Annotated in this window: 22 protein-coding genes; 6 read left to right on the top strand and 16 right to left on the bottom strand. The window is 41.1% G+C overall.

The window, feature by feature from the left end; all coding sequences use genetic code 11:
- Positions 1-92 precede the first annotated feature (92 nt).
- Complete coding sequence (locus H6541_05085; GenBank protein ID MCB9015150.1) at positions 93-899, bottom strand: DUF2807 domain-containing protein; 807 nt, start codon at positions 897-899, stop codon at positions 93-95.
- Between the two features lie 316 nt (positions 900-1,215).
- Between H6541_05085 and H6541_05090 the strand changes: the two genes are divergently transcribed.
- A complete protein-coding gene (locus H6541_05090) occupies positions 1,216-1,515 on the top strand; it encodes a septum formation initiator family protein (protein MCB9015151.1) in 300 nt (99 codons plus the stop codon).
- A 10-nt stretch (positions 1,516-1,525) separates the two neighbouring features.
- Here H6541_05090 and priA read toward each other — a convergent pair whose 3' ends face one another.
- The 6 genes from priA to H6541_05120 all read right to left on the bottom strand — a co-directional run bounded on the left by priA (position 1,526) and on the right by H6541_05120 (position 9,068).
- Positions 1,526-4,027, bottom strand: a complete 2,502-nt coding sequence (priA, locus tag H6541_05095) for a primosomal protein N' (protein MCB9015152.1) — start codon at positions 4,025-4,027, stop codon at positions 1,526-1,528.
- A gap of 45 nt (positions 4,028-4,072) precedes the next feature.
- A complete protein-coding gene (locus H6541_05100; GenBank protein MCB9015153.1) occupies positions 4,073-5,062 on the bottom strand; it encodes a chorismate synthase in 990 nt (329 codons plus the stop codon).
- Positions 5,063-5,148: 86 nt separating this feature from the next.
- Positions 5,149-6,399, bottom strand: coding sequence for a 3-phosphoshikimate 1-carboxyvinyltransferase (gene aroA / locus H6541_05105; GenBank protein ID MCB9015154.1), 1,251 nt, complete (start codon positions 6,397-6,399; stop codon positions 5,149-5,151).
- A gap of 414 nt (positions 6,400-6,813) precedes the next feature.
- Entirely contained in the window at positions 6,814-7,995 is a 1,182-nt protein-coding gene (locus H6541_05110; GenBank protein MCB9015155.1) for a class I SAM-dependent RNA methyltransferase, read from the bottom strand.
- A gap of 179 nt (positions 7,996-8,174) precedes the next feature.
- Positions 8,175-8,567 carry a thioesterase family protein gene (locus H6541_05115; protein MCB9015156.1) on the bottom strand — a complete coding sequence of 131 codons (393 nt, stop codon included), beginning with the start codon at positions 8,565-8,567 and terminating at the stop codon, positions 8,175-8,177.
- A gap of 93 nt (positions 8,568-8,660) precedes the next feature.
- Positions 8,661-9,068 (bottom strand): OsmC family protein, encoded by a 408-nt coding sequence (locus H6541_05120; GenBank protein MCB9015157.1) that lies wholly within the window; start codon positions 9,066-9,068, stop codon positions 8,661-8,663.
- Between the two features lie 187 nt (positions 9,069-9,255).
- On the opposite strand from H6541_05120, the gene H6541_05125 reads away from it, so the two are divergent.
- The 3 genes from H6541_05125 to H6541_05135 are packed head-to-tail and all read left to right on the top strand — an operon-like array spanning position 9,256 to position 11,591.
- Positions 9,256-10,584: a HAMP domain-containing histidine kinase gene (locus H6541_05125; protein ID MCB9015158.1), complete on the top strand. Its 1,329-nt coding sequence runs from the start codon at positions 9,256-9,258 to the stop codon at positions 10,582-10,584.
- On the top strand, positions 10,553-11,245 hold the full coding sequence (locus H6541_05130) for a response regulator transcription factor (GenBank protein ID MCB9015159.1): 693 nt from the start codon (positions 10,553-10,555) through the stop codon (positions 11,243-11,245). Before H6541_05125 ends, H6541_05130 begins: the two co-directional genes overlap by 32 nt.
- A gap of 19 nt (positions 11,246-11,264) precedes the next feature.
- Complete coding sequence (locus H6541_05135; protein MCB9015160.1) at positions 11,265-11,591, top strand: nucleotide pyrophosphohydrolase; 327 nt, start codon at positions 11,265-11,267, stop codon at positions 11,589-11,591.
- A 30-nt stretch (positions 11,592-11,621) separates the two neighbouring features.
- On the opposite strand, the gene H6541_05140 is transcribed toward H6541_05135, so the two are convergent.
- The gene (locus H6541_05140; protein ID MCB9015161.1) at positions 11,622-12,449 is read right to left on the bottom strand and encodes a CHAD domain-containing protein; all 828 of its coding nucleotides are present in this window, start codon (positions 12,447-12,449) and stop codon (positions 11,622-11,624) included.
- Positions 12,450-12,726: 277 nt separating this feature from the next.
- Here H6541_05140 and H6541_05145 point away from each other — a divergent pair, with 277 nt between their 5' ends.
- Entirely contained in the window at positions 12,727-15,168 is a 2,442-nt protein-coding gene (locus H6541_05145; GenBank protein ID MCB9015162.1) for a carboxypeptidase-like regulatory domain-containing protein, read from the top strand.
- Positions 15,169-15,340: 172 nt separating this feature from the next.
- The gene (locus H6541_05150) at positions 15,341-16,435 is read left to right on the top strand and encodes an AI-2E family transporter (GenBank protein MCB9015163.1); all 1,095 of its coding nucleotides are present in this window, start codon (positions 15,341-15,343) and stop codon (positions 16,433-16,435) included.
- Between the two features lie 139 nt (positions 16,436-16,574).
- Here H6541_05150 and frr read toward each other — a convergent pair whose 3' ends face one another.
- The 8 genes from frr to H6541_05190 form a co-directional block, all read right to left on the bottom strand.
- Positions 16,575-17,138, bottom strand: a complete 564-nt coding sequence (frr, locus tag H6541_05155) for a ribosome recycling factor (GenBank protein MCB9015164.1) — start codon at positions 17,136-17,138, stop codon at positions 16,575-16,577.
- 118 nt (positions 17,139-17,256) lie between these two features.
- Positions 17,257-17,964 carry a UMP kinase gene (locus H6541_05160; GenBank protein MCB9015165.1) on the bottom strand — a complete coding sequence of 236 codons (708 nt, stop codon included), beginning with the start codon at positions 17,962-17,964 and terminating at the stop codon, positions 17,257-17,259.
- A gap of 14 nt (positions 17,965-17,978) precedes the next feature.
- A complete protein-coding gene (locus H6541_05165; GenBank protein ID MCB9015166.1) occupies positions 17,979-19,973 on the bottom strand; it encodes a M20/M25/M40 family metallo-hydrolase in 1,995 nt (664 codons plus the stop codon).
- Between the two features lie 58 nt (positions 19,974-20,031).
- Positions 20,032-23,322, bottom strand: a complete 3,291-nt coding sequence (gene secA / locus H6541_05170; protein MCB9015167.1) for a preprotein translocase subunit SecA — start codon at positions 23,320-23,322, stop codon at positions 20,032-20,034.
- A gap of 237 nt (positions 23,323-23,559) precedes the next feature.
- A complete protein-coding gene (locus tag H6541_05175; GenBank protein ID MCB9015168.1) occupies positions 23,560-23,781 on the bottom strand; it encodes a DUF2795 domain-containing protein in 222 nt (73 codons plus the stop codon).
- Positions 23,782-23,893: 112 nt separating this feature from the next.
- Entirely contained in the window at positions 23,894-24,463 is a 570-nt protein-coding gene (locus H6541_05180) for a cob(I)yrinic acid a,c-diamide adenosyltransferase (GenBank protein MCB9015169.1), read from the bottom strand.
- A 64-nt stretch (positions 24,464-24,527) separates the two neighbouring features.
- Positions 24,528-25,250: an ABC transporter ATP-binding protein gene (locus H6541_05185; protein ID MCB9015170.1), complete on the bottom strand. Its 723-nt coding sequence runs from the start codon at positions 25,248-25,250 to the stop codon at positions 24,528-24,530.
- Between the two features lie 40 nt (positions 25,251-25,290).
- Positions 25,291-26,094, bottom strand: a complete 804-nt coding sequence (locus tag H6541_05190; GenBank protein MCB9015171.1) for a class I SAM-dependent methyltransferase — start codon at positions 26,092-26,094, stop codon at positions 25,291-25,293.
- Positions 26,095-26,100 lie beyond the last annotated feature (6 nt).

A 26,100-nucleotide genomic window follows, 5' to 3' on the forward strand; every position in this document is an offset into this window, starting at 1 on the left:
AAAAAAAGGGGTCTTCCAGGATTCCTTTTTTTTTTGTGAAGTTTACAAATTGAATACGTTTGAATGAAGTAATCATAAAAGCCAATGGCAAATTAATCAGCTTTTATGAGCTTTCCGCTGCCTGTGATGTCGGCAGATATCTGGTAAGGATTTCCGGAATAATAAATATCGCCTACTGAGGTTATGGTGACTTCAAGTATGTGACGCGCATGCACATAGCAGTTGTTGCTGCCATTATTGCGAATGTACACTATGTTCGATATGAGATTACTGCACAAGAACGGACCATAGCTGTTTGCGTAAATAGATGTAATTAGTGCCATGCCTTTGACCTGAAAATCAACCGTTCCATAATGCATGGCCAGGTTGAGTTTATTAATGTTTACATCAAAGTTAAATGAGCCTGAACCACCCCAGATATTAACTTTAAGAGAATCAAGTGTAAGCTGGCCCTGTGTGTTGATGTCGCCAGAGCCTTCATATCTGATTTCTTCAAGCCGCGGTATAGTGGCATAAACGGTTAGTTCTTTCTCATAGTTGCGTACCCAGTTACATTTCAATGTGTTTTTTATAGTTAATGTACTGTCTTTTATTTCTGTTTTAATGGCATCAATAATATGTTTGCCCGCCTCAACCCTAATCTGATACTCGTTGCCCGGGATTAATATCAGGTTAACATTGTTATAAAGTTCTATTTTTTTAAAAGCCTCACACGGGCGTTCTTCTGTAATTTGAGGCCCTGTGCTGGTATAGCAGTCATCTAGTGATTCTCCCGTACAGGATGTAAAGTTAAAAGTGATGAAAGTAAGAGAGATAATAAAAATCAGTAATTTGAAAATAGCCTGATGCCTGAAAAGAAACTGATTTTTATATGCCCTGATGAAAAGATATGAATTCATTGAAAAGATTGTTTTTTTCAGCATCAGAATTAATCAGAAAATTGCGATAGAAACTAAACTTACTATGTCTGAGTTCTGTGATGTGCAAAATTAGAATTTATTCAGCAGAAATGTTTATTCGCAAAATTTTGGCCTTGTAAGTTTCAAATTTATAAATTCCAACGCATAAATGTGTTTCAATGTGCGGGTAGTTAATAGCGTTTAGCGAATTAGAAGCATTGAGCAGCATGATGGAGAAAATGATTTTGCATTAATTTTTGAAAAGAACTTTTGCATCCGATTTTCTGCCTATTTTTGTATAGGAACATTAATGACTATGTGGCAACGAATACCTCCGATTTTACGCAATAAATACGTTTTAGCCGGGTTGGCTTTTTTGGTTTGGCTCACGTTTTTCGACCGCAATAATTTTATTGCTCAGGTCAGGCTTGGGCGTACACTGAATGAACAGCGTAATCAGAAGGAGTTTTATCAGAATGAGATTACAAAGGATAGTACTGCAATCAAGCTAATTATGTCTGATTCAGTTTCTCTCGAAAAATTTGCAAGAGAGAAGTATTTGATGAAAAAGGACAATGAAGATATTTTTCTGATAGTTGAAGAAAAGGAAGAATAGCAGATTATTCTCAGATAGGGTCGACATCAATTTGTATTTTAATGCTCTTATAGTCGGGCATTGTCAGAAATTTTTCAATCTGACGTGCAGTTTCAAATTTAAGTTGTGCACCCTGTTTCCCTTTACCGATTTTTAAAATCAAATTTTTGATATACAGATTTCTCACCCTTGAAACCATTGGATATTCGGGGCCTAACATCAGTTTTCCGAAGTATGGTTTAAGCATTCCTGCTAATGTGCTTGCAGCCTGATTCAGTATTTCATATTCCTTATGCTTTAAGGAAATTTGCAGTAATCTGTAATATGGGGGGTATTTATATGTAAAACGGTCGCCTAGCTGCTGGTTGTACATGGCTTCAAAATTATTATCAACCACCCACTGTAATATCGGGTGTTTTGGATTGTTGGTTTGAATAAGTACCAACCCTCTTTTGCTTTTTCGCCCGGCTCGGCCACTTACCTGAGCTAGTAATTGGTAACTTCGTTCAAATGCCCTGAAATCAGGATAACTGAGCATGCCATCAGCATTAAGAACACCCACCAGACTAACATTGTTAAAATCAAGTCCTTTGGTAACCATTTGTGTTCCAACAAGGATATCTATTTTTCGTGCTTCAAAATCACCAATAATTTTTTGATAAGCAAACTTTGAACGGGTGGTATCAAGGTCCATCCGACTGATAACAGCTTCCGGAAAAAGGATAGATAAATCTTCTTCAACTTTCTCAGTTCCAAAGCCTTTCATTTTAAGGGCAGGGCTTCCGCAATCAGGGCATTTGGCCGGCACCTGAACGGAGTACCCACAATAATGGCATTTTAGAAGGTTTATCTGTTTATGATAAATAAGTGTAACATCACAGTTGACACATTCAGGTGTATAGTTGCAGGTATCGCACTCAAGTCTTAAAGAAAAACCGCGTCTGTTTTGGAAGAGGATAACCTGTTCTCCAATACTCAGGGCATTGCTGATGGCAGCATGCAGTTGAGGGGAGAAATGCGATTTCATTTGTTTGTGTTTTGTGGCTTCCCTGATGTCAACAATATGAATGTCAGGCATCTGAACGCCTCCGTACCTTTCGTTTAGCTCCAAATATTTATACTTACCCTGGCGTGTATTAAAATAGCTTTCCAATGAAGGAGTGGCTGAGCCAAGTAAAACCGTGGCTTTATGAATTTGGCCAAGAATAGCAGCAGCATCGCGGGCATTGTAACGCGGAGCCGGGTCGTTCTGTTTATATGATGAATCATGCTCTTCATCAACAATGATTAAACCAAGGTCAGTAAAAGGGAGAAAGAGAGCTGACCGTGCGCCAAGCAATATTTTATATGGTTGCTGTTCGGTGTTGCCGGCTAAGGGTTGGTTGGCTTTATTCCATATTTCAACCCGTTCAAATTCATTATAGCGAGAATGATAAACCCCGACCTGATTGCCAAAATACTTTTGCAGGCGCTGAATGATTTGTGTGGTGAGTGCAATTTCAGGAAGGAGATACAAAACCTGTTTCCCCTTTGCAATAACTTCGTTCATTAAGCGGATGTAAACTTCGGTTTTTCCACTTGAAGTCACACCTTTAAGTAAAATTATCTGATTTTCAGGTAATAACTTATTTATTTCATCATAAACAGTTTGTTGTGCAATGGTAAGTTGTACTTCGTCAGGCGACAAACTGGCATCCTGATGTAGTAATCTGCTTACGTTACGGGGATATAGCTCAAGGATGCCTTTTTTAACCAGTGCATCAAGTTGTGATGCAGTAGCACCAGGTGTCTTAAGCAAATCCGGACGTGTAACCTCAATTTCTTGTCCAGAAAAACAGCGCGAGAGGCTGATGAAAGCCATTAATACCTGTAATTGCTTAAAAGCTCTCTTGTTCAATTTATTCATTTCGGCATTCATCACCGACTCATCACGGTAAGCATCCGCAAGCCTGACACACATTTCTGTTTTGGGTTTGTAACGCTCGGTTATTTCTTCTTCAACCCTGATAATCCCTTTTTCAATCATCGTTTTCACCAGAGGAATAACCTTGGCAATGCCTACAATCCGGCTGATATCTGTTAACGACAGTATTTGTTGGATGTCAAGTGCTTCAACAATTTGAAATTCGCGGTCGTTAAGTAGTTCTGTGTCTTTTATATACTCGGGATCAATGATAACACGGCTTTCGCTGGCCAGTTTATAAGCTGAAGGAAGAGCTGCATTCATTACTTCTCCGACAGTGCACATGTAATAGGAGGCCATCCACTCCCATAGCTCAAACTGTTTTTCGTTTACCACCGGTGTTGGGTCAATAACCGAAAGAACATATTTGATTGACATAACCAGCGGCGCTTTATCGTGAATGCGCCTGACCAGCCCGGTATAAAATTTCTTTTTCCCGAATTGAACCACAACACGCATTCCTGCCAACATCTGGTTGTTTAACTCCTGCGGGATGCGGTAAGTAAAATATCCTTTTACAGGGATAGGGAGCAAAACTTCAGCAAACAGGGTGATATATTCTTCTTGCATCAGGTGGGTTGGCCAATAGGATTAAAAACCAAAATTACGGAATTATCAAAGGCTGATTTCAGGTTTTTGGTTTAATAACCATAAATCGGCCAATCCGATAGCCGTTGCAGCCTCTACAATTACAGGCATGCGCAAGGCAATGCAGGTGTCATGCCGTCCTTCTATTTGAAGAGTTTCTATTTGCCCTGTTTTAAGATTGATGGTTTGCTGAGGCAGCGATATGCTGGATGTGGGCTTAACAGCAACCCTGAAAATAAGGCTGTTGCCATTGGTAATTCCCCCGTTTATTCCTCCGGAATGGTTACTTTGTGTTTTTCCCCGGGTTGAGATGATGGGGTCGTTATGTTCACTACCGCGCATACGGGCAGCTTCAAAACCGGCTCCGAACTCAATGCCTTTGATGGCTGGTATTGAAAAGACAAGTTGACTTATTGTGGCTTCAACACCGCCAAAAAATGGTTCGCCTAACCCGGCGGGCACATGCATGGCAGTGCATTGTATTACGCCTCCGATAGAATCGCCAGAGCCCAAAATATTTTCAAGTGCCATGTTCAAATCAGGATTGCCACCTATTTCAAGAATTTGTGAGCTGATAATCGTTGGCTGAATTATTTTCTTAGCCACAACACCGGCTGCAACTAATCCCAGTGTAATTCGGCCGGAAAAATGGCCGCCGCCCCGGGGATCGGCGAATCCTTTGTATTTTATTTTTGAGGTAAAGTCGGCATGCCCCGGCCTGGGAATATCAATAAGTTTGTCGTAATCGGATGATTTGATGTTGGTATTTTCGAAAAACACGGTCAATGGAGCGCCGGTGGTAAAACCATTGTATGTGCCGCTCATAAGTGATGGAAGATCAGGTTCGGTGCGCGTTGTTGTGCCGGGAGCGCCACTGCGCCTGCGCGAAAGATCGGCTGTAAATTCATTCTCGGTAAGTTTAATACCAGGAGGCACACCATCTATAATAACACCAATGCCTTTGCCATGTGATTCTCCAAAAATGCTGATTCGAAAAATACGTCCAAATGTGTTCATATGCAGTATTCTGTGGTGTTAATAATGAGGTTGTTTGCTTTATTAATTTGCTGTCATATTCAGAAAATTGCGGGATTTCTGATGTTTTATTCTGTCATGCGTACTCCCAACCGGGCCAAATCGGTAAAAAAGCCAGGATAGGACTTTGCAATGCATTCCGGGTTTTCAATGCTCACCGGGCCTTCGGCGCTAACGGCTGCAGCTGCTGCCATCATGGCTATGCGATGGTCGTTGTGCGAATTTACAATACCTGCGCATACTTTACCTCCTTCAATGTGCATTTCGTTGTCATAAATAGTGATTTTTATTCCAAGTTTCTGCATTTCATCCCTGATTGCTTCAGCCCGGTTACTTTCTTTAAAAAGGAGCCTGTTCACGCCTGTTATTGTTGATGTCCCTTTACAGCAGGCCGCCAGCGCAGCCAAAGGAGGAAACAGATCAGGACATTCTGTGGCATCAAATGAAAATGCGTTGAGCTCTGATTTTAAAATGACTATCTCATCCTCATGATATCTGCATATAGCACCTGACTGCTGCAACACGTCAAGAACAGCTCTGTCAGGTTGTTTACTGTCAGTTCTGAGGCCTTTTATTTTAACGTTCCCGGCAATTGCTGCAGCAACCAACAAAAAGGCTGAACCACTCCAATCTCCTTCAATTGTGTATTCTGAGGCGAGGTATTGCTGAAGTCCTTTAATTCCGAAAGATTTATACTCATTGTTTTCGATATTTATACCAAAATCGGATAGCAGACCAATAGTCATGTCAATATATGGCTTGCTTTTCAGATTTGTCACCCTGATTTCAGAGTCTTCCCGGGCAAGGGGGAGTGCCATTAAAAGACCTGTGAGCAACTGAGAACTAACGGAGCCATCGATAATGGCTTTTCCACCTTTTACAGGCCCTTGTACGTTAAAAGGCAGGAAGCCATTATTTGACTGAAATTTGGCACCCAGCTGTGTCAATGCTTCTCCTATCATTTGTACAGGCCTGTTAAGCAAAGTGCCCTCTCCTGAAAAAGTAAGTGATTTATAATGTAAGGCGGCAATAGGAGCGAACATACGCATGGCCAGCCCTGATTCACCACAATTGAGGTGTTGGCTTCTTATCAAAAATCCTCCTGACAAGGTTATTTCATTATTTCCCTTTAAGATTTCTGCACCAAGTTTTTCTGCTATTTGAAGGGCAGCCAGTGAATCGTTGCAAAATGAGGGGTTGAGAAGTGTTGTGGTCCCTTGTGACAACAGAGCTGCTGCAATAGCCCTTTGAGTCATACTTTTGCTTGGAGGGGCTGTGATAATTCCGGTAATTTCAGATGGGTATAGCGTTTTATGCATGATTATCAAGCTTTTAAAAACTTGTCATTTGTTCTGTAAATTACGTCATTTGTGTGGTATTAACGAATCCGGATTATGATTAAATCAGATTTTTTTAGGAGAATTTCATGATTCAATCCGCCTTTGGTCGTATCAACAACTGCGATGATTTGCTGATATTGTTAGTTTTGAGGTGTTTATCTGTACAGAAAGGATATGGATCTGTTCTTTCATGCAGAAAAAACATTTTCATGGCATGTGTTCAGATCATTAAGCACACCGTTAAAGTTGGCATGCAATACGTTCTTTGCTATAAATCAGGGAAAGAATGCACTGTCTTCTTAAAAGTTTAAAAACAAAACAGGGACAGGTAACTTTGTGTAATGATATATGATTACTCGTAAAGGAGGTTATAAATGCATGAATTATAGTACATTATTCTGTCGTTTCACCGGTATCGTTGCCGGAGGATGTGGAATCAGTGCGATATCTGGCTCTTTTGCTCCCTTCGTATAGGTCGAAACCGGCATAACGGCACTCAAGTTGCCCATTGAAAAGAATGTATTTTTTCATGGGTTTTAGTCCTATCATTTTAAGTGCTCTTAAGTCGGAACTGATAACCCATGCTTTATAGCCTTTGTAATTTTGTTTAAGTGTGTTTCCCAATTCCTGATAGAGTTCAACAATGTCCTCGACCTTAATGCGTTCGCCATACGGTGGATTACAAATCATGATTCCGCCGCCGGCTGGTGGTGTCATTCGCTGAAAAGGAGATACTTTCAACTCAATATCCTTGTGTAGTCTTGCTTCTTTAAGGTTAGCTGCAGCTGATCGCAAGTTGTATTCAGAAATGTCGGAACCAATAATTCTGAAATTAAAATCCCTCTCATCCTCAAGTGCTTCATTTTTAACATCTTCCCAAAGGTCTTTGTCAAAATCTTTCCATCTCATAAAGCCATAATCATTCCGGTACTGACCGGCAGGCAGGTTCATGGCAATCATAGCAGCTTCAATCAGTAAGGTTCCTGAACCGCACATGGGGTCAATAAAGTTTGACTGGCCGTCCCAGCCCGAGAGCAGAATCATGCCCGCAGCCAGAACTTCATTTAACGGAGCCTCGGCATTCGAAACATGATATCCGCGTTTGTGCAGCGAGGCGCCTGAACTGTCAAAAGATACATCAACTTCGTCTTTGTATATGTGCAGATTAATCCTGAAATCCGGATTGTCAATATCTACCGAGGGCCTCTCGCCTGTTTTTTCCCTGAAACGGTCAACAATGGCGTCTTTAGCTCTGAGAGAAACAAAATGAGAATGGGTAAAAATGGAAGTAGTTACAGTGGAATTGATGGCAATGGTATTTTGAGTTCCGAGATAGTCTTCCCACCGGATAGCCTTGATGGAAGTGTACAAATCCTGTTCAGTTTCAATTTTAAACCGGGTTACGGGTACCAGGATTCTCAAGGCTGTTCTGCAGCGGTAATTGGCTGCATATAAGAGCCTTTTGTCGCCTTCAAAAGAGACAGCTCTGTTTAGAAGTTCTATTTGTTCAGCTCCAAGATCTTCAAGTTCTTTTGCCAGGATTTCTTCAAGACCGGCGGGTGATTTTGCCAGCATTTTTAGTTTCGGAGCGGAATATACGTAAGCCATAAAAAAATTTAAGTTGGAGTAACGGGCTGCAAAAGTAACAAATTATTCAGGGTCAAAGAGTTTAATCTTTCAGGCGTTACTCTTTAACCAGAATAAGTGGTTCTTACTGACTTAAATACATGAATTTTAGGAAAAGCACTGAACGATCAGGTGTTTTCCATAAGTTTTTGCATAAACCTCCCGGCTTCAACGATGTACCTTTGGTGGGTGCCCCGGCCAATAAGTCCTTTTTCGTCGCGGGCAGTTACGCTGAATAGCAATCGTTTTCCCTCAACTTTCTCAAGAACAGATTCACAAACAACCTTCATCCCAACAGGTGTGGCTTTTTGATGGGTAACATTTATTTCGGTGCCCAGGCTTATAAATCCTTCAGGTAATAAATCCTGAATGCTGAGCTGGGCTGTTTTTTCCATCAGGGCCACCATTGCCGGAGTGGCAAATACTTCAATCAGGCCTGAACCATATTTTGAAGCTGTATCCTGTGAACTTACTGTTATTTCCTGTTGGCCTGATATACCCGGGTTGAGTAGGAATTCCATAGCTGTTGAGTATAATTTAAATTAGTAAATAAGCTTAATTTCAAATACTTGGGACTGAGTGGTAATTGCGGCCAAAGGCTTAACAATGCATGTTCAGAAATTAAAGATAACTGTTTGTTTTAAATCAGGATGCAGGCTTTGCGATACCGGGCATATTTTAGCGCATTGTTTGATGATTTGCTTTTCCCTTTCGGAATAATCATTTTTCGGGAAATCAAGCTCAATCATAACTTCGCCAACTCTTCTGGGATCAGATGCCATTATTTTGGTTACACGGGCTTTAGTTCCGTCAATGCTGAACCCTGAGTTCTGAGCTGCAATTCCCATAATGGTAATCATGCATAATCCCAGTGAAGAGGCCAGTAAATCAGTTGGTGAGAAAGCTGAGCCTTTTCCGTTGTTATCTACCGGAGCATCAGTGACAATGGTTTGACCAGATTTCAGGTGAGTTGCTCGCAATTGGAGATTGCCAGTGTATTCAAGTTCGGAAGTGAAAGCCATCGCTGTTTTTTTTGGTGCAAAGATAACATCAAAAGCCTGTTGCTGAAAAAGCGCTGCGTTTTTGTTCATGAAAGATATTTGCGGGGTTTTATCTTTACCAATATGGGCGGCAAGTGTTAAACATATGTTAAATATCTGAAATGATGGTTGATGAATCCATTACCTTTGCAGAATTAATTGCTACCTGATGAAAAAACAAACCATTGCTTTTCTCATTCTCCTTACCTCTGTTTCATTAATAGGCATAATCCTCATTCAGCTTTACTGGGTTCGCAATGCAATGGAGTTGCAGGAAGAGCAGTTTAATAATAAAGTGCAGGTGACGCTTAAGAGTGTGGTTAACCGGATGTTTGAAGAAAAGGGAAATCTGCCGCCTGACCCGGAGATTTGCGGTGAACATTGTGACAGAAGGACGTTTCAGGTTCTGTCAGCCATAAATCCGGTTCGATTGGATTCGTTGATGCAGGAAGAATTTGGTGGAATGGAGATTACCCGCAAATATGTATGGGCAATTTTTAACCCTGGCTGCGGCACTGTTTTTGCCGGTGATGCCGGTGATTTCAAACAACAACTGATGGTTACCAGGCATGTTGTTTCGCTCTCGTGCCTTTATCGTTCAGAGCAGCTGATGCTAGGGGTTTATTTCCCCGGTGAAAAAGGGGTGCTTGCCCGCAGAATTTTACCCTGGCTTATTTTGTCATTTTTTCTCCTGGCAGTTATGATCTCTGCTTTTTCTTACATGATCTTTTCCTTTTTGAAGCAAAAAAAACTATCAGAAATGAAAACCGATTTTGTAAACAATATGACGCACGAGTTTAAAACACCCATTTCTACAATTTCTCTGGCAAGCGAAATGTTGTTAAATCCTAAAGTAAATGAGTCGGTTGAACGAACCCAGCGTTACGCCGGGATTATTTTTGATGAGAATCTGCGTCTAAAACATCAGGTTGAGCAAGTGCTTCAGATTGCTGTTCTTGACAAAGGCAGTTTCAGGCTGAAAAAGAAGTATTTCGATGCCCACGAGGCCATACTCAATTGTTTGAAGAGCTTTGAACTTACTGTTCGCGACAAAGGCGGTTTCCTCAGTTTTAAGCCTGAAGCTTCTGAAAGTCGCATTTTTGCTGATGAAAATCATTTTATCAATATAGTCAACAACCTGTTGGATAACGCGGCCAAATATTCGCGGTCATATCCTGAAATATTGGTGGTTACGCGGAATGATAACGGAATGTTTGTGCTCGAAGTGCATGATAAGGGAATTGGCATAAGCGCCGAAAATCTGAAGCACATTTTTAAGAAATTATACAGGGTGCCAACCGGTAATGTGCATGATGTAAAAGGATTTGGATTAGGACTTTACTATGTAAAGACGATGACTGAAGCGCACAATGGCTTTGTAAAAGTAAGAAGTGAGTTGAAAAAAGGAAGTATCTTTGATATTCATTTACCAATGGAGAATACAACTGAACTAACAACCGAATACCATGACACAGAAAGCCAAGATATTGCTGGTTGAAGACGATCCCAATCTGAGTGCCGTATTGAGTGATTATCTTGAATTGCTTGATTATAGCACTGTTGTGGCTGGCGATGGTGAAGAAGGGTTGCTTAAATTTTCGAAGGGCAGCTTTGATCTGTGTATTCTTGATGTTATGCTCCCAAAGAAGGATGGATTTATGCTGGCCACAGAAATTCGCAGAATGAATGAGGTGATTCCTGTTGTTTTTCTGACGGCGCGTGGTCAGAACGATGACCGCATTGCTGGTTTTAAAGCGGGATGTGACGATTATATTACCAAACCTTTTAGCAGCGAAGAACTTGCCCTGCGCATTGAAGCTATTCTAAAGCGATGTCAGCAACGTGATTTCCGGCCTCTGAACGGTTTCATTGAACTTGGATTGTACCGGTTCGACCCGGCTAATCTCTTGCTGTTGTTTAACGATGAAAAACAAAAGCTCACACCCAAAGAAGCGGCTTTACTAGGGCTGTTGTGCAGGTATAAAAACAATCTGCTCCCCCGCGACATTGCTTTGAAAGAAATTTGGGGCGATACTGATTATTTTATCGGCCGGAGCATGGATGTATTTATTGCCCGCCTCAGAAAGTACCTGAAGAATGACCCTGCCGTTAATATTCAGAATGTACATGGTTCAGGATTTATGCTGGAAGTCAAGTAGTTAATCAAATTATCATTTTATGACAATTCAGGAAGCACAGAAAATTGTTGATGAGTGGATAAAGCAAAATGGAGTACGCTATTTTAACGAATTGACCAATACGGCCGTTTTAATGGAGGAAGTGGGAGAAGTTGCCCGGATTATGGCTCGCAGGTATGGCGAACAGTCAGAAAAAGAGTCAGATAAAAATGCCGATTTAGGCGACGAAATGGCTGATGTTTTATTTGTGCTCATCTGTTTGGCCAATCAAACAGGAGTTGACCTGACCAATGCTCTTGTAAAAAATCTTGAAAAAAAAACCAGAAGAGATATTAAAAGACACTGGGATAATCCCAAGCTTAAATAGTTAATGTGTTGTTAATCTGATTACTCATATTTAAATCTTAAGTTCCTGTTCAATCAAACGCATAATATCCGAATGCAGATGAAGCCGGTCTTGAGCCAGATGTTCACCAAGCAGATGGTAGCGGTTGATCCCTATAACCATTTCTATCTGTTTTTTTTGCATGAATTTCCCGAGCGTATCCATGCCAACTATCCGGTCGTGCCATTCGCCCAGTAAATTATTGGTTGTATCAAGCGTTTTCAGGGTTTTTTCCAGCGTTGGCAATGCCGGATCGTTTTTTTTAAGTACCGCCAGTAAATAATGACATTCTTTAAGCTTTCGCCTGATTTCGTGCAGATTCTCATCCTTATCCTGGTTGTCAATCATGCTTTTTGTAATATGCATGAGCTCGTCCACGTGGTTGATAATGTTGAGGCGAATAGTCTCATCATCAGTAAGACCCATCAGTGTTTTAAACGCTTCCATTTTTAATGCCATATCCGTTTCAGCTTCATAGCCTTCAAGATATTTTAAAAATTTTCTGATGGCTTTTCTTTCCTGTATTTTAAGGTAATGCTGATATTCAGTAAAGCTGCAATTCAGCTTTTGCTCATAGGTGGCAGTTAATTTCTGCTGAACCTGTGCATCGCGCATCCGACCTGACAATCTGAATAATTCATGAAGTGCACCTTCTGCTTCTTTTGCTGCAAACTTTTCAGGAAAAATCTTTTCTAGTAATACATACACCGCACGCATCCTTTTGATGGCTACTCTTAAGTCATGAATGGCATCCGAATCAAAGCTATTTATAGTTAATGCGTAATTGGAAATAAATGCCTGATGATGTTTTAAAAAATATGTTTCTAAACGTTTAAGCATAAAGGTTGAAAATTAAACTCTAAATAAACCATGCCGGAGGATTCAGCTATTGAAACCAACACAAATATCGGTTAAAGTTGTATGGAATCCAAGTGCATGCATTTTGCAGTCTTTTTTGTAATTTAGGGGTGCATTCTAAATATTTCATCACCTTTGCATCAACGATCATTACCTTGGTTGTTTTCAACTTTACCAACAGGCCCGGCCAACCGGCAGTTTTATCTGCAATATCCCGTGTGTCAGGCTTGCGGCATTCAAATAATTAGATTTTATATCAATGATTCAGAAATTCATGGGTAATAAGCTCTTCCTGCTCATCTTGTTTATTCATAGCACATTCAGGTTATTTTCTCAGGATTATGTGGTTTCAGGGAGAGTGAGTGATTCAGCTACAAATGAATCGCTGGCTTTTGTGAATATTGTGATGAACGACGGGCATTTCGGTGGCGTTACGGATATTGATGGCCGCTTTGTTTTAACATCTGATTTGCCTGTAAAATCATTGACCATTAGTTATGTAGGATATAAGCCACGAAGAGTAATGCTGACTGGTGAAGGTAAAGAGCTTCGGATTCGTTTGCAAAGGGTTGAATTGGAACTTTCAGAGGTGTTGATTATGGCAGGGGAAAATCCGGCTCACCGTATTATCAGGAATGCTATAAAAATGAAAAAAGTAAATAATCCGGCCAATATTCAATCTTTTACTTATACTTCCTATGATAAAATGATTTTTACGGTAAATGCTGATTCATTGCTTGCAAGCGAAGGTATGCCGCTTGATTCAAATGATTTGCGTTTGCTTCAGGTGCTTGAAAGGCAGCATTTGTTTATGATGGAGTCGGTGGCTGAGCATAAATATCTTCATCCTGACAAAAGCTACGATAAAATTATAGCAACCCGTATATCCGGATTAAAAGATCCTCTTTTTGTGTTCTTGATTTCACAGATGCAATCAGCTTCGTTTTACGATGATCTGATAACCATTGCCGGTGTAAATTATATTAATCCAATTAGCGCTGGTGCTGACAACCACTATTATTTTGCGCTGAAAGACACCATTTATGGCAGCAGCCTGGGCGATACTACTTTTGTAATTAGTTTCAAGCCCCAGTCTGGTCGCAATTTTGATGGAATGAAAGGTCTGCTTTATATCAATAATTATTTATGGGCCATACAGAATGTTATTGCTGAACCTGCAAGGCCCAATGAAGCTTTTGAGATGAAAATTCAGCAGATGTATAAATTAATTGATGGTAAGCAGTGGTTTCCTGTACAATTGAATACTGATATTACTTTTAATCGTATCAATATGAACAAAGTGAAACCAATGGGAATTGGTAAAAGCTACCGACGCGATATAAGGCTTGACTCAAGTGTGGTGAAACGCGATATGACCAATATTGCTCTTGAGGTTGTTCCGCAAGCGTCTCATCAGGATGAATTATTCTGGCAACGCTACAGGGTAGATTCACTCACCCTTAGGGAAATCAATACATACAAAGTCATAGACAGTTTGGGAAGAGTAAATAATTTTGATGCCAAAGTGAAGGGACTTACTTCTCTTATGTCAGGAAAAATACCTTTGGGCTATCTGGAGATGGATTTAAACCGATTGTTCAGATATAGTCATTATGAAGGATTTTATGCAGGGCTTGGATTGCACACCAGCGATAAAGTTTCACGTTTTATTAAAGCTGGCGGTTTTTGGGGATATGGGTTTAAGGATAAAGAGACCAAGTACGGAGCAGATATCCTGTTACGCTTGCACCGTTTTGATCATCTCACTCTTGGATTTAAGTATGCGAATGATCTTGAAGAGTCGGCAGGTGTGCACTTCTTTGATGACAATTTATCAGCATTTAATCCTCAGAACTTTCGTAACGTATTTATTAACAGGATGGATAAGGTGGAAACACGGGAAATTTTACTCAGATTCAGAATGCTACGTTACGTTCAGGCAGGATTGGGCATAGATCAATCATATAAAACTCCGGCTTTCAACTATTTATTTGTGCAGTATCCTGAGGAGCCCATCGTTCTTACTTCATCACACACATTCGGCAAAATTAAAGCGGGCTTCAAGTTTGCATATGGCGAGAAATTTATTCAAACGGCTGAAAATCAAGCTTCATTAGGAACAAAATTTCCTGTATTCTGGGCTCAGTTTACAGCCAGTCGCAATGGGTTTTTAAATGGAGGATTCGATTATAACCGCATTGATTTCAAGTTGTTATATTCGGTTTATACCCGTTTTATGGGGAATACCAACTTTATGCTTATCGGAGGTGCAATTGACCAACCGGCACCTTATTCAGAAATGATAAATGGAATGGGCAGTTCTAATAATACCTTTACCATTTATGCTTCGCCCGGTTTTACAACTATGCAGGCTGATGAGTTTATCAACGATCATTTCGCAGCCCTTTTTATCACCCACAACTTTGGAAAGTTATTGTTTCGTTCGCCATATTTTGAACCTGAATTGGCCATTGCTTTCAATGCAGGAGCCGGAAGCCTCAAAGAAACATGGCATCACCGGTATGCTGATTTTAAAACAATGGAGCGTGGTTATTTTGAAGGTGGATTGCTGGTTAACAATCTTATAAAATCCTCCTTCTCAGGGCTTGGATTGGCTGTTTTCTCAAGAGCCGGCGCTTACAGTTATCCCAAATTTGCAAAAAACCTGGTAATACGATTAACCATGAATTATACTTTCTGAAACATTGATTTATCATCGCAGGTTTCTGGTTGTTTCTTTGTCAAAATAAGTGATTGCAAATCAGAAATATGGCTATAAATTTGAAAATCGGGGGTTCAACAGCTAAAACTATAAAATCTGTATTTCCGGAACTTAAAAATGATTTGTACATTCGCTTAAAAAAACCGAGAATATGAACCGTACAGCAAGAATTATTTTCAGTATTGTGATGACTGTAGCTGGATTACTTTTTGTCTGGTATTTTTCCAATATCGTTTTTTATATCCTTGCTGCAGCAGTCATTTCAGTCATTGGCAGGCCATTGGTTGAATTTTTGAACGATTTGAAGGTCGGTCGGTTTCATTTGCCTCATTTTGTCAGCACCTTGCTTACACTTTTGGTTATACTTTTTGTCTTTGTGGCTTTCTTCAGTTTGTTTGTTCCCCTGGTAGCACAGCAGGCAAGGTTGTTTTCAAATATTGACACACAATCGTTAGCCAAAGTATTTGCTGAACCACTGGCTTCGCTCGATTATATGATTCATCAGCTTTCGATACTGGAACAGGGGCAGAGTGTGCGTGACGCCATGTTGATTTGGCTTAAATCAATTGTGGATGTCGCCACTTTTTCTAATGCTTTCAATTATTTTATTTCATTCACGGGCTCATTTCTCATGGCGGTTTTCTCCATTTTGTTTATGAGTTTCTTTTTTATCAAAGACGAAAAACTTTTGTATAATTCATTCCTGTTGTTGGTTCCCGAAAAACATAATGATGCTGCTGTGAGAATTCTGGCAGAGTGTAAACGGTTGCTTACCCGCTATTTTCTGGGACTGTGTATGGAACTTGCATCCATGGTAACATTGATTACGTTGGGTCTGACTATTTTTGGTGTACAGAATGCTTTACTCATTGGTTTTATAGGCGGATTGATGAATATTATCCCTTACCTGGGGCCTTTAATTGGCGGCGTTATTGGCATTGTAATCGGAATATTGGGCAGTCTGTCAATGGGGGCTTATACTTCAATTTTACCTCTTAGCCTTACCATTGCGGGTGTATTTGCCGGGGCAAACCTTATCGATAATATAATTCTTCAACCTGTTATATATTCAAATAGTGTAAAAGCACACCCGATTGAAATTTTTCTGGTAATCATTATTGCCGGCAGCCTTTTTGGAATCACCGGAATGATTCTTGCCGTGCCTGTTTATACTGTACTCCGAATAGTTTTACGCGAGTTTTTTAGTGAAATGAGGTTGGTTAGAAAGTTAACCGAAAATATGTAGAAGAGCAGGGTGTGCAATTTCAATCAAAGGTGGTTGCATGTGTATATTTAGCAAATGCCAGCAGATTTGCATTCCCAAAAAAAGAGCCGAAACACGAATGCTCCGGCCCGATATTCAATATGGCTATTGAAAATTCTTCTTACACGGTCATGATGTCCTTTTCTTTGTGTTCGAAAAGTTTGTCAACTTTATCAGAGAATTTGTCAGTGAGATTCTGAATTTCTTTCTCTAATTGTTTGATTTCATCTTCCGGAACGCCTTCTTTCTCGAGTTTTTTCCCTGCATCAATAGCTGAGCGTCTGATGTTTCGGATAGTAACTTTAGCTCCTTCAACTTCGGCTTTGGCTTTTTTAACCAGGTCTTTGCGGCGCTCTTCTGTCAATGGCGGCACAGCTATGCGCAGGATTTCACCATTGTTCTGAGGATTAAAACCAAGGTTGGCTGCAAGAATAGCTTTCTCAATAGGAGCAAGCATGTTTTTTTCCCAGGGTTGCACAATTATCTGGCGGGGATCGGGAGTATTTATATTTGACACCTGGTCAATGGCTGTAAGGGTTCCATAATAGTCAACCCGCACACCCTCGAGCATTGCAGGGCTGGCTTTGCCTGCACGGATTTTCTGAAACTCTTTGTCAAGGTGAACAAGCGCGCTGTTCATTCCTTCTTCGGCCTCATCAATTACAAATCTGACTTCTTCGTTCATTTTTCTGGGATTAATTATTCCTGATTATAGCACTCGCAGTGGTCTGGCTATAATTTTGCAAATATACAAAAGCGTTGGCCTAATTTCAAATGCTGAAATCAGGAGCGGGTTGCATTTTTTAGTTACTGACAACAGTTCCGATATTCTCCCCGTTGATTACCTTTAAAAGGTTTCCTGGTGTATTCATGTTGAATACCAGGATAGGAAGCTGGTTTTCCATACACAGGGTAAAAGCAGTAAGGTCCATAATATTTAAACCTTTTTCGTAAACATCAGTATATGAAATGGTTTCGTATTTAACGGCGTCCTTTACCTTTTCGGGGTCAGCAGTGTAAATGCCGTCAACACGTGTTCCTTTCATAATCACATCAGCCTGAATTTCAATGGCACGCAATGCCGAAGCTGTGTCGGTTGTAAAAAAGGGATTACCGGTTCCGGCAGCAATGATAACAACTTTGCCTTCTTTGAGATAATCGATTGCCTTCCGGCGGCTCATCGATTCAGCTATAGGATCAATCGCGATACCAGACAGTAGTTTTGTGGCAATTTCTTGCTTCTCAATTTCAGCCTGAAGAGCCATGCTGTTGATAACGGTTGCCAGCATGCCCATATAATCACCCTGTACCCGGTCCATTCCTTTGGCTGCTCCTTGCATTCCCCTGAAAATATTTCCGCCACCAATTACAATGGCAACTTCAACCCCTTTATCAACTACAGATTTTATTTCTGCAGCATACATAGCCAGACGTTCGGGATCAATGCCATATTGTTGTTTGCCCATAAGGGCTTCGCCACTTAGCTTTAAAAGAATTCTTTTGTACTTCATTTGAATATGATTATTTATCGGATAATGACCATGGTTTTGGTTTCTGTTGCATGGTCTGTTTCAAGACGGTAGAAGTAATTTCCCGGAGCCAGATGGCTCAATCCGGTAACCAGTAAATGTTTGCCAGCTTCAAACCGGCCATTTGCCACTTCGGAAACCGTTTGTCCAAACATATTAACGATGGTTAATTTTACCAATGATGCCTGGGCTAATGTGAACGAAATACTGGTTTGATTCCCGGCCGGGTTAGGATAATTTTGTGCAAGTGAAGTGCTGAAAGGCAAATCATGATCATGAATACCCACGCCTGGATCGCTCAGCAGAAACTGAACACACCAGTTGTTGAGTGTACCGGTATTGCCTGAGCCACTGTCGTTGACCCGCAGTTGCCACACACCAGTAATGGGCTTGCCGTTGAATGCTTCTAAGGCCATTTGAGGTCTGAAATGACCGGTATAAGGTGGGGTTCCTTCTGTGATGGGAACAAAGGCCTGATCGTCAAAAACTGTATTGGTATAATTATCGCCGCTGCCACCGTTTCTGTCGCTCAGCATAATGGTGGTTTCGTCAGGCCCCTTAAGCATGATGCGGAGCTCGCCGGTGCGGGGGTGTGTAATGTCGATGAGAACGTTCACATCCATGATTTCGCCGGAGGCAACGGCATTTATTTCGTTATAGGTGTTCTGGAAATCAGGAATTGCCACGGGGGTAGTGACCGAGCATTCATCAAGTGAAAGAATATTGCCCACCATATAAGTGAAAAAAGTGTCAGGCGCCTGTGTGCCGGCCGGGCTGATGCCTTTACCACCTGCCGGCAATGTTGCCATCATCCGGGAAAGAGAATCTTGTAGCGCAAAATAGTAACTCACATCAGTTCCAAGTTCAAAGCCTGGAATTAAGAAAGTGAATGAATTGCCTGAAGTTTCGGCAGGAAGCACAAAATCAAAATTTGTTCCGTCAGTTGAATAATAGAGCCTGGGTGCAAATTCTCCCTGAGCAATCGGATGCGAACTGTTAACAGTTAACAGGGCTTCGCGTGCTTCGGTTGAATTACCGGATACAACAGGGTTGTGGAGCATAGAAATGCGTTGATCCCAGGCCTGGGCAGCCAGATTGGCGATGGCAGCTCTGACAAAGGCAACATAATATTCCATGTTCAGAATATTGATATCATCCTGAGGTGTATGGTAATAATCATTAAAGTCATACCAATCCTCAATGGCAAGCATAGCCGGATAACCAAAAGTCCAGAAAGAAGCATGGTCACTGGCGGTTGTGTAATAGTAATTGTGAGAAAACTGAGGTTGATATAATAAATTGGTTGTGATAAAATCGTTGGTGAATGCCTGTGAATAATCATTGGTGGCAATGGTATACACAAAGTCATTGTCAGAGTCCCAGGCAATCATATCGAGATTTAATACACCCAATATTTGATGGCCTTGATTATAAGCTTCCTGTGCGTAGGCATAGCTGCCAACAAGTCCGATTTCTTCTTCATCCCAGGCCGCAAAGCGAATGGTGTAGTCAAAATCAAAACTACTCAGGATTCGGGCGGCTTCAAGCACAGCAACGGTACCCGAAGCATTATCATCGGCTCCGGGAGCAGTAGAGCCTGATGGCATATTGTCATAATGCCCGCAGATAATAAACTCCTTTTCGGGGAATTTGATTCCGGTTTTTGTTGCAATTACATTTTCTCCCCGTGAACCACTAAAGGTTTGAATGGCAGGCGAATATCCGTATTCAGTGAATTTCTGAAAAATAAAATCAGCCGCTTTTTCATTGGAGGCATTCAGATAGTGTCTTGATTGTATGGTTGTAATTTGCCCATTTATCGTTACAGTAGTATCTCCAGCTAATTGCCTGGTGAGCAGTAATACTGAACTATCAGTTGCCAGTTGTGACAAGGAGTCAACAAACGGGCTGTAAGCAATTTGTGCTGAAACGCCGAACCCTGTAAATAAACAGGATAATGACAGGAAAAGCAAACGATAAATTTGTTTCATCAATATTGGGTTTTAGAAGTAAGGTTAGAGAGGCCATGAAAATACAAAAACCTTTATTTTATTCTCCCTGTCCGTGACAATTCTTGTATTTTTTTCCACTACCACAAGGGCATGGATCATTACGGCCAACTTTTTTCTCAACTCTCACAGGTGAAGTTACCTGAGGTTCTGAAGTCCGGCTGGCTTGTGAAAGCATATCTGTCCGCTCTTCTTTCAGTTTACTCATGTCTGTACGTCTGGGAGTTTGAGCTTCTTTTACCTGCGATGGTTCCTGAACAGGCAGATTGGCTTTGACGATAAATGAAGTAATGTCGCGATTTACTTTCTGAATCAGGTTTTTGAAAAGTTCAAATGATTCGAATTTGTAAATGAGTAATGGATCTTTTTGCTCATAGGTTGCATTTTGCACCGAGTTGCGCAGCTCGTCCATTTCGCGCAAATGTTCTTTCCAGGCATCGTCGATAACGCCAAGTGTAACACCTTTTTCAATGGCCAGTGTGATTTCGCGGCCTTTGTCGTTATAGGCTCTTTTAAGATTGGCAACTACCTGCATCGATCGGATACCATCGGTAATGGGGATGGCGATGTTTTCGAATTTCGATTCATTTTCAAAAACATCTTTAATTACCGGATACGCTCTGGCTGCCAGGTTTTCACATTTCTGACGATAATTTTTCGATACTTTTTCGAATAGATTGTCAATAATAACCTGCTTGTTGGTGCTTAAGAATTCGTGGTCATTGATATCGGGTTCGGTTGCCAGTGTTTTTAACAGCGACATTTTATATCCTTCAAAGTCGCGGTCGTCCTGATGGCTCGAAACAATGCTTTCGCACACATCATAAAGCATATTGGAGATGTCAACAGCAAGTCTTTCACCATACAAGGCATGACGGCGTTTGCGGTAAATAACTTCGCGCTGTGAATTCATTACGTCGTCATATTCAAGCAGTCTTTTACGGATTCCAAAGTTGTTTTCTTCAACTTTTCGCTGAGCACGCTCAATGGATTTTGTAATCATGGAGTGCTGAATCACTTCGCCTTCTTTTAATCCCAGCCTGTCCATAATTCCGGCTATCCTTTCAGAGCCAAACATACGCATCAGGTCATCTTCAAGCGCAACGAAGAACTGTGAGCTTCCGGGGTCTCCCTGACGTCCTGAACGACCGCGTAGCTGACGGTCAACACGGCGGGATTCATGTCTTTCGGTACCAATAATGGCCAATCCGCCGGCTTCTTTCACACCGGGGCCCAGTTTGATGTCTGTTCCACGACCGGCCATATTGGTGGCAATTGTTACAGTGCCGCTTTGTCCAGCCTCCTGTACAATGTCAGCTTCACGCTGGTGCAATTTTGCGTTGAGTACATTGTGTTTAATGTTGCGCAACTTCAGCATTCGGCTAAGCAGTTCTGATGTTTCAACAGAGGTAGTACCCACCAAAACCGGACGGCCTTTGTTAATCAGGTCAACGATTTCATCGGCTACGGCATTAAATTTTTCACGTTTGGTTTTATATACCAAATCTTCACGGTCTTGCCTGATGATAGGCCGGTTGGTAGGAATTACTACAACATCCAGTTTGTAGATGTCCCATAATTCACCGGCTTCTGTTTCGGCAGTACCAGTCATACCGGCAAGTTTCCGGTACATTCTGAAGTAATTCTGAAGAGTTACTGTTGCATAGGTTTGAGTCGCAGCTTCAATTTTGACATTCTCTTTGGCTTCAATGGCCTGGTGTAAGCCATCGCTGTAGCGACGTCCTTCGAGAATACGACCTGTTTGTTCGTCAACAATTTTAATTTTATTATCCATTACCACGTATTCGACATCAATTTCGAACAGGGTATATGCTTTAAGCAGCTGATTTACGGTGTGAACGCGTTCTGATTTGACGGAGTAATCGCGCATGAGCTCATTCTTCTTTTCAAGTTTTTGAGCTTCAGGCAGTCCTGATTTTTCCAATTCGGCAATTTCGGCACCAATATCGGGAAGCAGGTAGAATTTCGGATCATCATAGGATGCGGTGATGAGGTCAATTCCCTTTTCGGTCAGTTCTACGGTATTATTTTTTTCGTCAATCACAAAGTACAGCTCATCGTCAATAATGTGCATGTTCTTTTGCTGTTCGGCAATATAGAAGTTCTCCGTTTTCTGCATCAGCGCTCTTATGCCGGGTTCGCTCAGGAACTTGATAAGTGCTTTATTTTTAGGTAATCCTCTGAAAGCTCTGTACAACTGTTCACCTCCTTTTTTCTCATTTTCGGGAGATGCTCCTTCAACTAACAGACTTTTGGCTTCAGCCAATAATTTGGTAACCAGTGTCCGCTGAACTTCATACAATTTTTTGATTTCAGGTTTCAGTTGTTCAAACTCCTGATTGTCGCCGCGTGGGGTAGGGCCTGAAATAATAAGCGGGGTTCTGGCATCATCAATCAAAACAGAGTCAACCTCATCCACAATGGCATAATTATGCGGGCGCTGTACCAGCTCTTCAGGGTTACGTGTCATGTTGTCACGTAAATAATCGAAACCAAATTCATTGTTGGTTCCAAAAGTAATATCGGCAAGGTATGCCCGGCGTCTTGATTCAGAGTTGGGCTCATGCTTGTCAATAGTATCAACCTTCAGGCCGTGAAATTCATACAGAACGCCCATCCATTCCGAGTCACGTTTAGCAAGATAGTCGTTAACTGTAACAATATGAACACCTTTGCCCGGGAGGGCATTCAGGTACACAGGAAGGGTTGCCACTAATGTTTTTCCTTCACCGGTTGCCATTTCCGATATTTTTCCCTGATGAAGCACAATTCCTCCAATCAACTGCACATCGTAATGAACCATATCCCATGTAATGAGATTCCCTCCGGCTGTCCATTGATTCTGATAATATGCCTTGTCACCAACAATAGTGATATGTGCCTTTATGGCAGCCATATCCCTGTCCATTTGAGTGGCTGTAACCTCAATGGTTGAGCTTTCTGCAAACCTTCTGGCGGTTTCTTTAACAACGGCAAAGGCTTCAGGAAGCAGTTCGTTTAAAACATCCTGAGTAATCTGGTAGTTCTCATTTTCAAGACTGTCAATACGGAGATAGATTTTTTCTTTTTCATCCATATCCATTTCAATATCAGCCTCAATCTGCTCTTTAAGTTGAGCAATGGTGTTTTCTTTTTCTTGTGTGGCAGCAGCTATTTTTGCTTTAAACTCAATTGTTTTGGCCCTGAGTTCATCGTTGCTGAGCTTTTCAATAGAGGGGTAAACTTCTTTAATCTTATTCAGAATAGGCGTAATTTCCCGAATGTCTTTGTCGGATTTTGTTCCGAGCATTTTTTTGAAAATTGAGAGCATATTGATTGTTTTAAGGAAGGCCTGGTATTTAGCCGGGCTTCTTGTAAAAGAGAACCTTGTTTTCTGATGTTTAAACAGAGATTATGCCGCTTTCGGCAAAACCATGCAAAGTTAATTTAATTTGGGGAAATACCCACGCAGAAAGATGAGCTAATCAATGCGGGCGGGCTGAAAGGGCGCTGGAAGAAAAAAGTGACAGATAAAAAAAAGCCGCGACAATTTGTCACGGCCAGGTTGTTAATACTCGTCTTCGTGGAAGAAAAAATCTTCTTTTGATGGGTAATCGGGCCAAAGGTCTTCGATGCTTTCGTAAACCTCTCCTTCATCTTCTATTTCCTGAAGGTTTTCAATAACTTCCATCGGCGCACCTGACCTGATGCTGAAGTCAATTAATTCTTCTTTTGTCGCGGGCCACGGCGCATCTTCAAGTTTTGAAGCTAATTCTAAAGTCCAGTACATGATTCAGAAGATTTATCAGTTTAATTTTTTTGCAAAAGTAATTTAATTTTGTATAAAGTCAAGTCAAATTTCATGCCTAAATATAAGCGGCAATTTTGATTTCGAAAAATTTTTAAACTCTTGGAATCCAGGCTGTTTCAGTTCCATTGTTATGGTAAGTTAATTTCCTGGCCAACACAAAGAGGTAGTCTGAAAGCCTGTTGAGGTACTTTATAACCAGTTCTCCCTGTAAAGTTTCGGGGTTGTTTTCAACAAGTTTAATGGTAAGCCTCTCAGCCCGGCGGCAAATGCACCTGCTTATATGACAGAGTGAGGCTGCTTGCTGCCCGCCCGGCAAAATAAATGTCGTTAACGGGGGCAATTGCTGGTTCATCATGTCAATTTCTTCCTCCAGCAATTTAATGTCATCTTCATCCAATGCAGGAAGCGATTTTATTTCTTTTGCCGGATCGGCAGCCAGTAATGATTCGGCTGTAAAAATACGATCCTGTATTTCGAGCAGCACTTGTCGGCTATTTAAATCTATAGGATGATCGCGTAAAAACCCAAGGTATGAATTAAGTTCATCCAGGGTTCCGTAAGCTTCAATTCTTTCATGATATTTGGGTACACGGGTTCCGCCAATTAATGAGGTTTCTCCTTTATCTCCGGTTTTTGTATATATTTTCCATTCGGCACTCATGCTGGCGTCTTTTTTATTTTTGTTTCTCAAACAAGCAAATTCAACAGATTGTTCAGTAGTTTTTTTATGATTTAAGGTAATATTGCATGGTACGAATATCGGTGTTTACTTCGTCGCTTGCTATCAGTCCATCAGATAATCTGACTATGCGATGGGCGTGTCTGGCAATATCTTCTTCGTGGGTTACCAAAATTATGGTGTTGCCCGCTTTATGAATTTCTTCAATAAGACCCATAATTTCGATTGAAGTTACAGAATCGAGATTTCCGGTGGGCTCATCAGCCAGAATGATGGATGGTTTATTAACCAGTGCCCTGGCTATGGCCACACGTTGTCTTTGCCCTCCTGATAGTTCATTGGGTTTATGTTTTATCCTGTCGGTGAGCTTAACATCTTCAAGTACTTCCATTGCCCGTTCAAGCCGTTGGGGTTTGGCGTGCCCGGCATAAATCATAGGCAATGCCACATTTTCAAGGGCTGTAAGCCTGGGTAAAAGGTTAAATGTTTGAAACACAAATCCAATTTCCTTATTTCTGATTTCGGCAAGTTCATCATCAACCAGTTTACTCACATCACTGCCGTTGAGCCAGTAGCTTCCTCCTGTGGGCGTATCAAGGCATCCCAGCAAATTCATCAGGGTTGATTTGCCTGAGCCTGAGGGTCCCATCAGTGCCACGTATTCATTCTTTTTGATACTTAGTGTGACACCCCTTAAAGCGCGCACAATTTCTGTCCCTACTTTAAAAAAGCGGGTTATTTCTTCAAGGTGGATGACTTCGTTATTCATACCAGTTTTTTTTCTGAACGAACAAATTTAAAAATAATTGTCAGAACCGCAGGATAAAATGCTGGCGGCTTAATTCCTTTCTGAAAAAGACAAGCCCCATAAAAAACAGGTCAATGGTGACAACTACTTTTTCGTGGTTTTTGATTTCATTCCAGGCCTGTTCCATTTCTGACGACCAGTGGATGTCGTGAAAAATATAAACAGAATGATTACCTGCATGTTGCAATAATTGACTGAAATAATTTAAAGTTGCTTCTCTGGTATGATTCCCGTCAATAAAAGCATAGTCAATAGTGCTTGTTTGTGATAAAAGGCCCGGCAATACATTATCGAAATTACCAATAGTAAACCGGCTGTTGTTTATTCCAATATGGTTGAGATTATTTATGGCAAATTCGGCAGTGGAGGCACATCCCTCCATCACCAAAAACAGGCTGTCGGGAGCTGCACTGGCTTGATACATTGTGCTGATACCAAGTGATGAGCCCATTTCAAGCATCACCGATGGTTTGTAATATTGTACTATGCGGTGAAGCAGGCGTCCGTACTTGACTGGAATTCCAGCACGTTTGGCTATATTTTTAACTGTTTTAAGGTGTGTCGAATAGCCCGATTTATTCTTACCCGCACCAAAGTCAATGGTTTCGATCAGATTGGGGTTTCTGAGAAGAAGATCGCGCTGTTTTTCAATATTCTTGTATTCAGGATAATAGGTTCTATCATTCAATACATTACAATTGAAATCATAAACAAAGGGAGAGTGTATGCCATGCCTGTTTTTGGCATGAATGAGATACACCAGGTATTTAAAGACAATGCGGAGGCTTTTGGAAATTGTTTTCACAGTATT

Source organism: Lentimicrobiaceae bacterium, from assembly GCA_020636745.1.
Classification (GTDB): domain Bacteria; phylum Bacteroidota; class Bacteroidia; order Bacteroidales; family Lentimicrobiaceae; genus Lentimicrobium.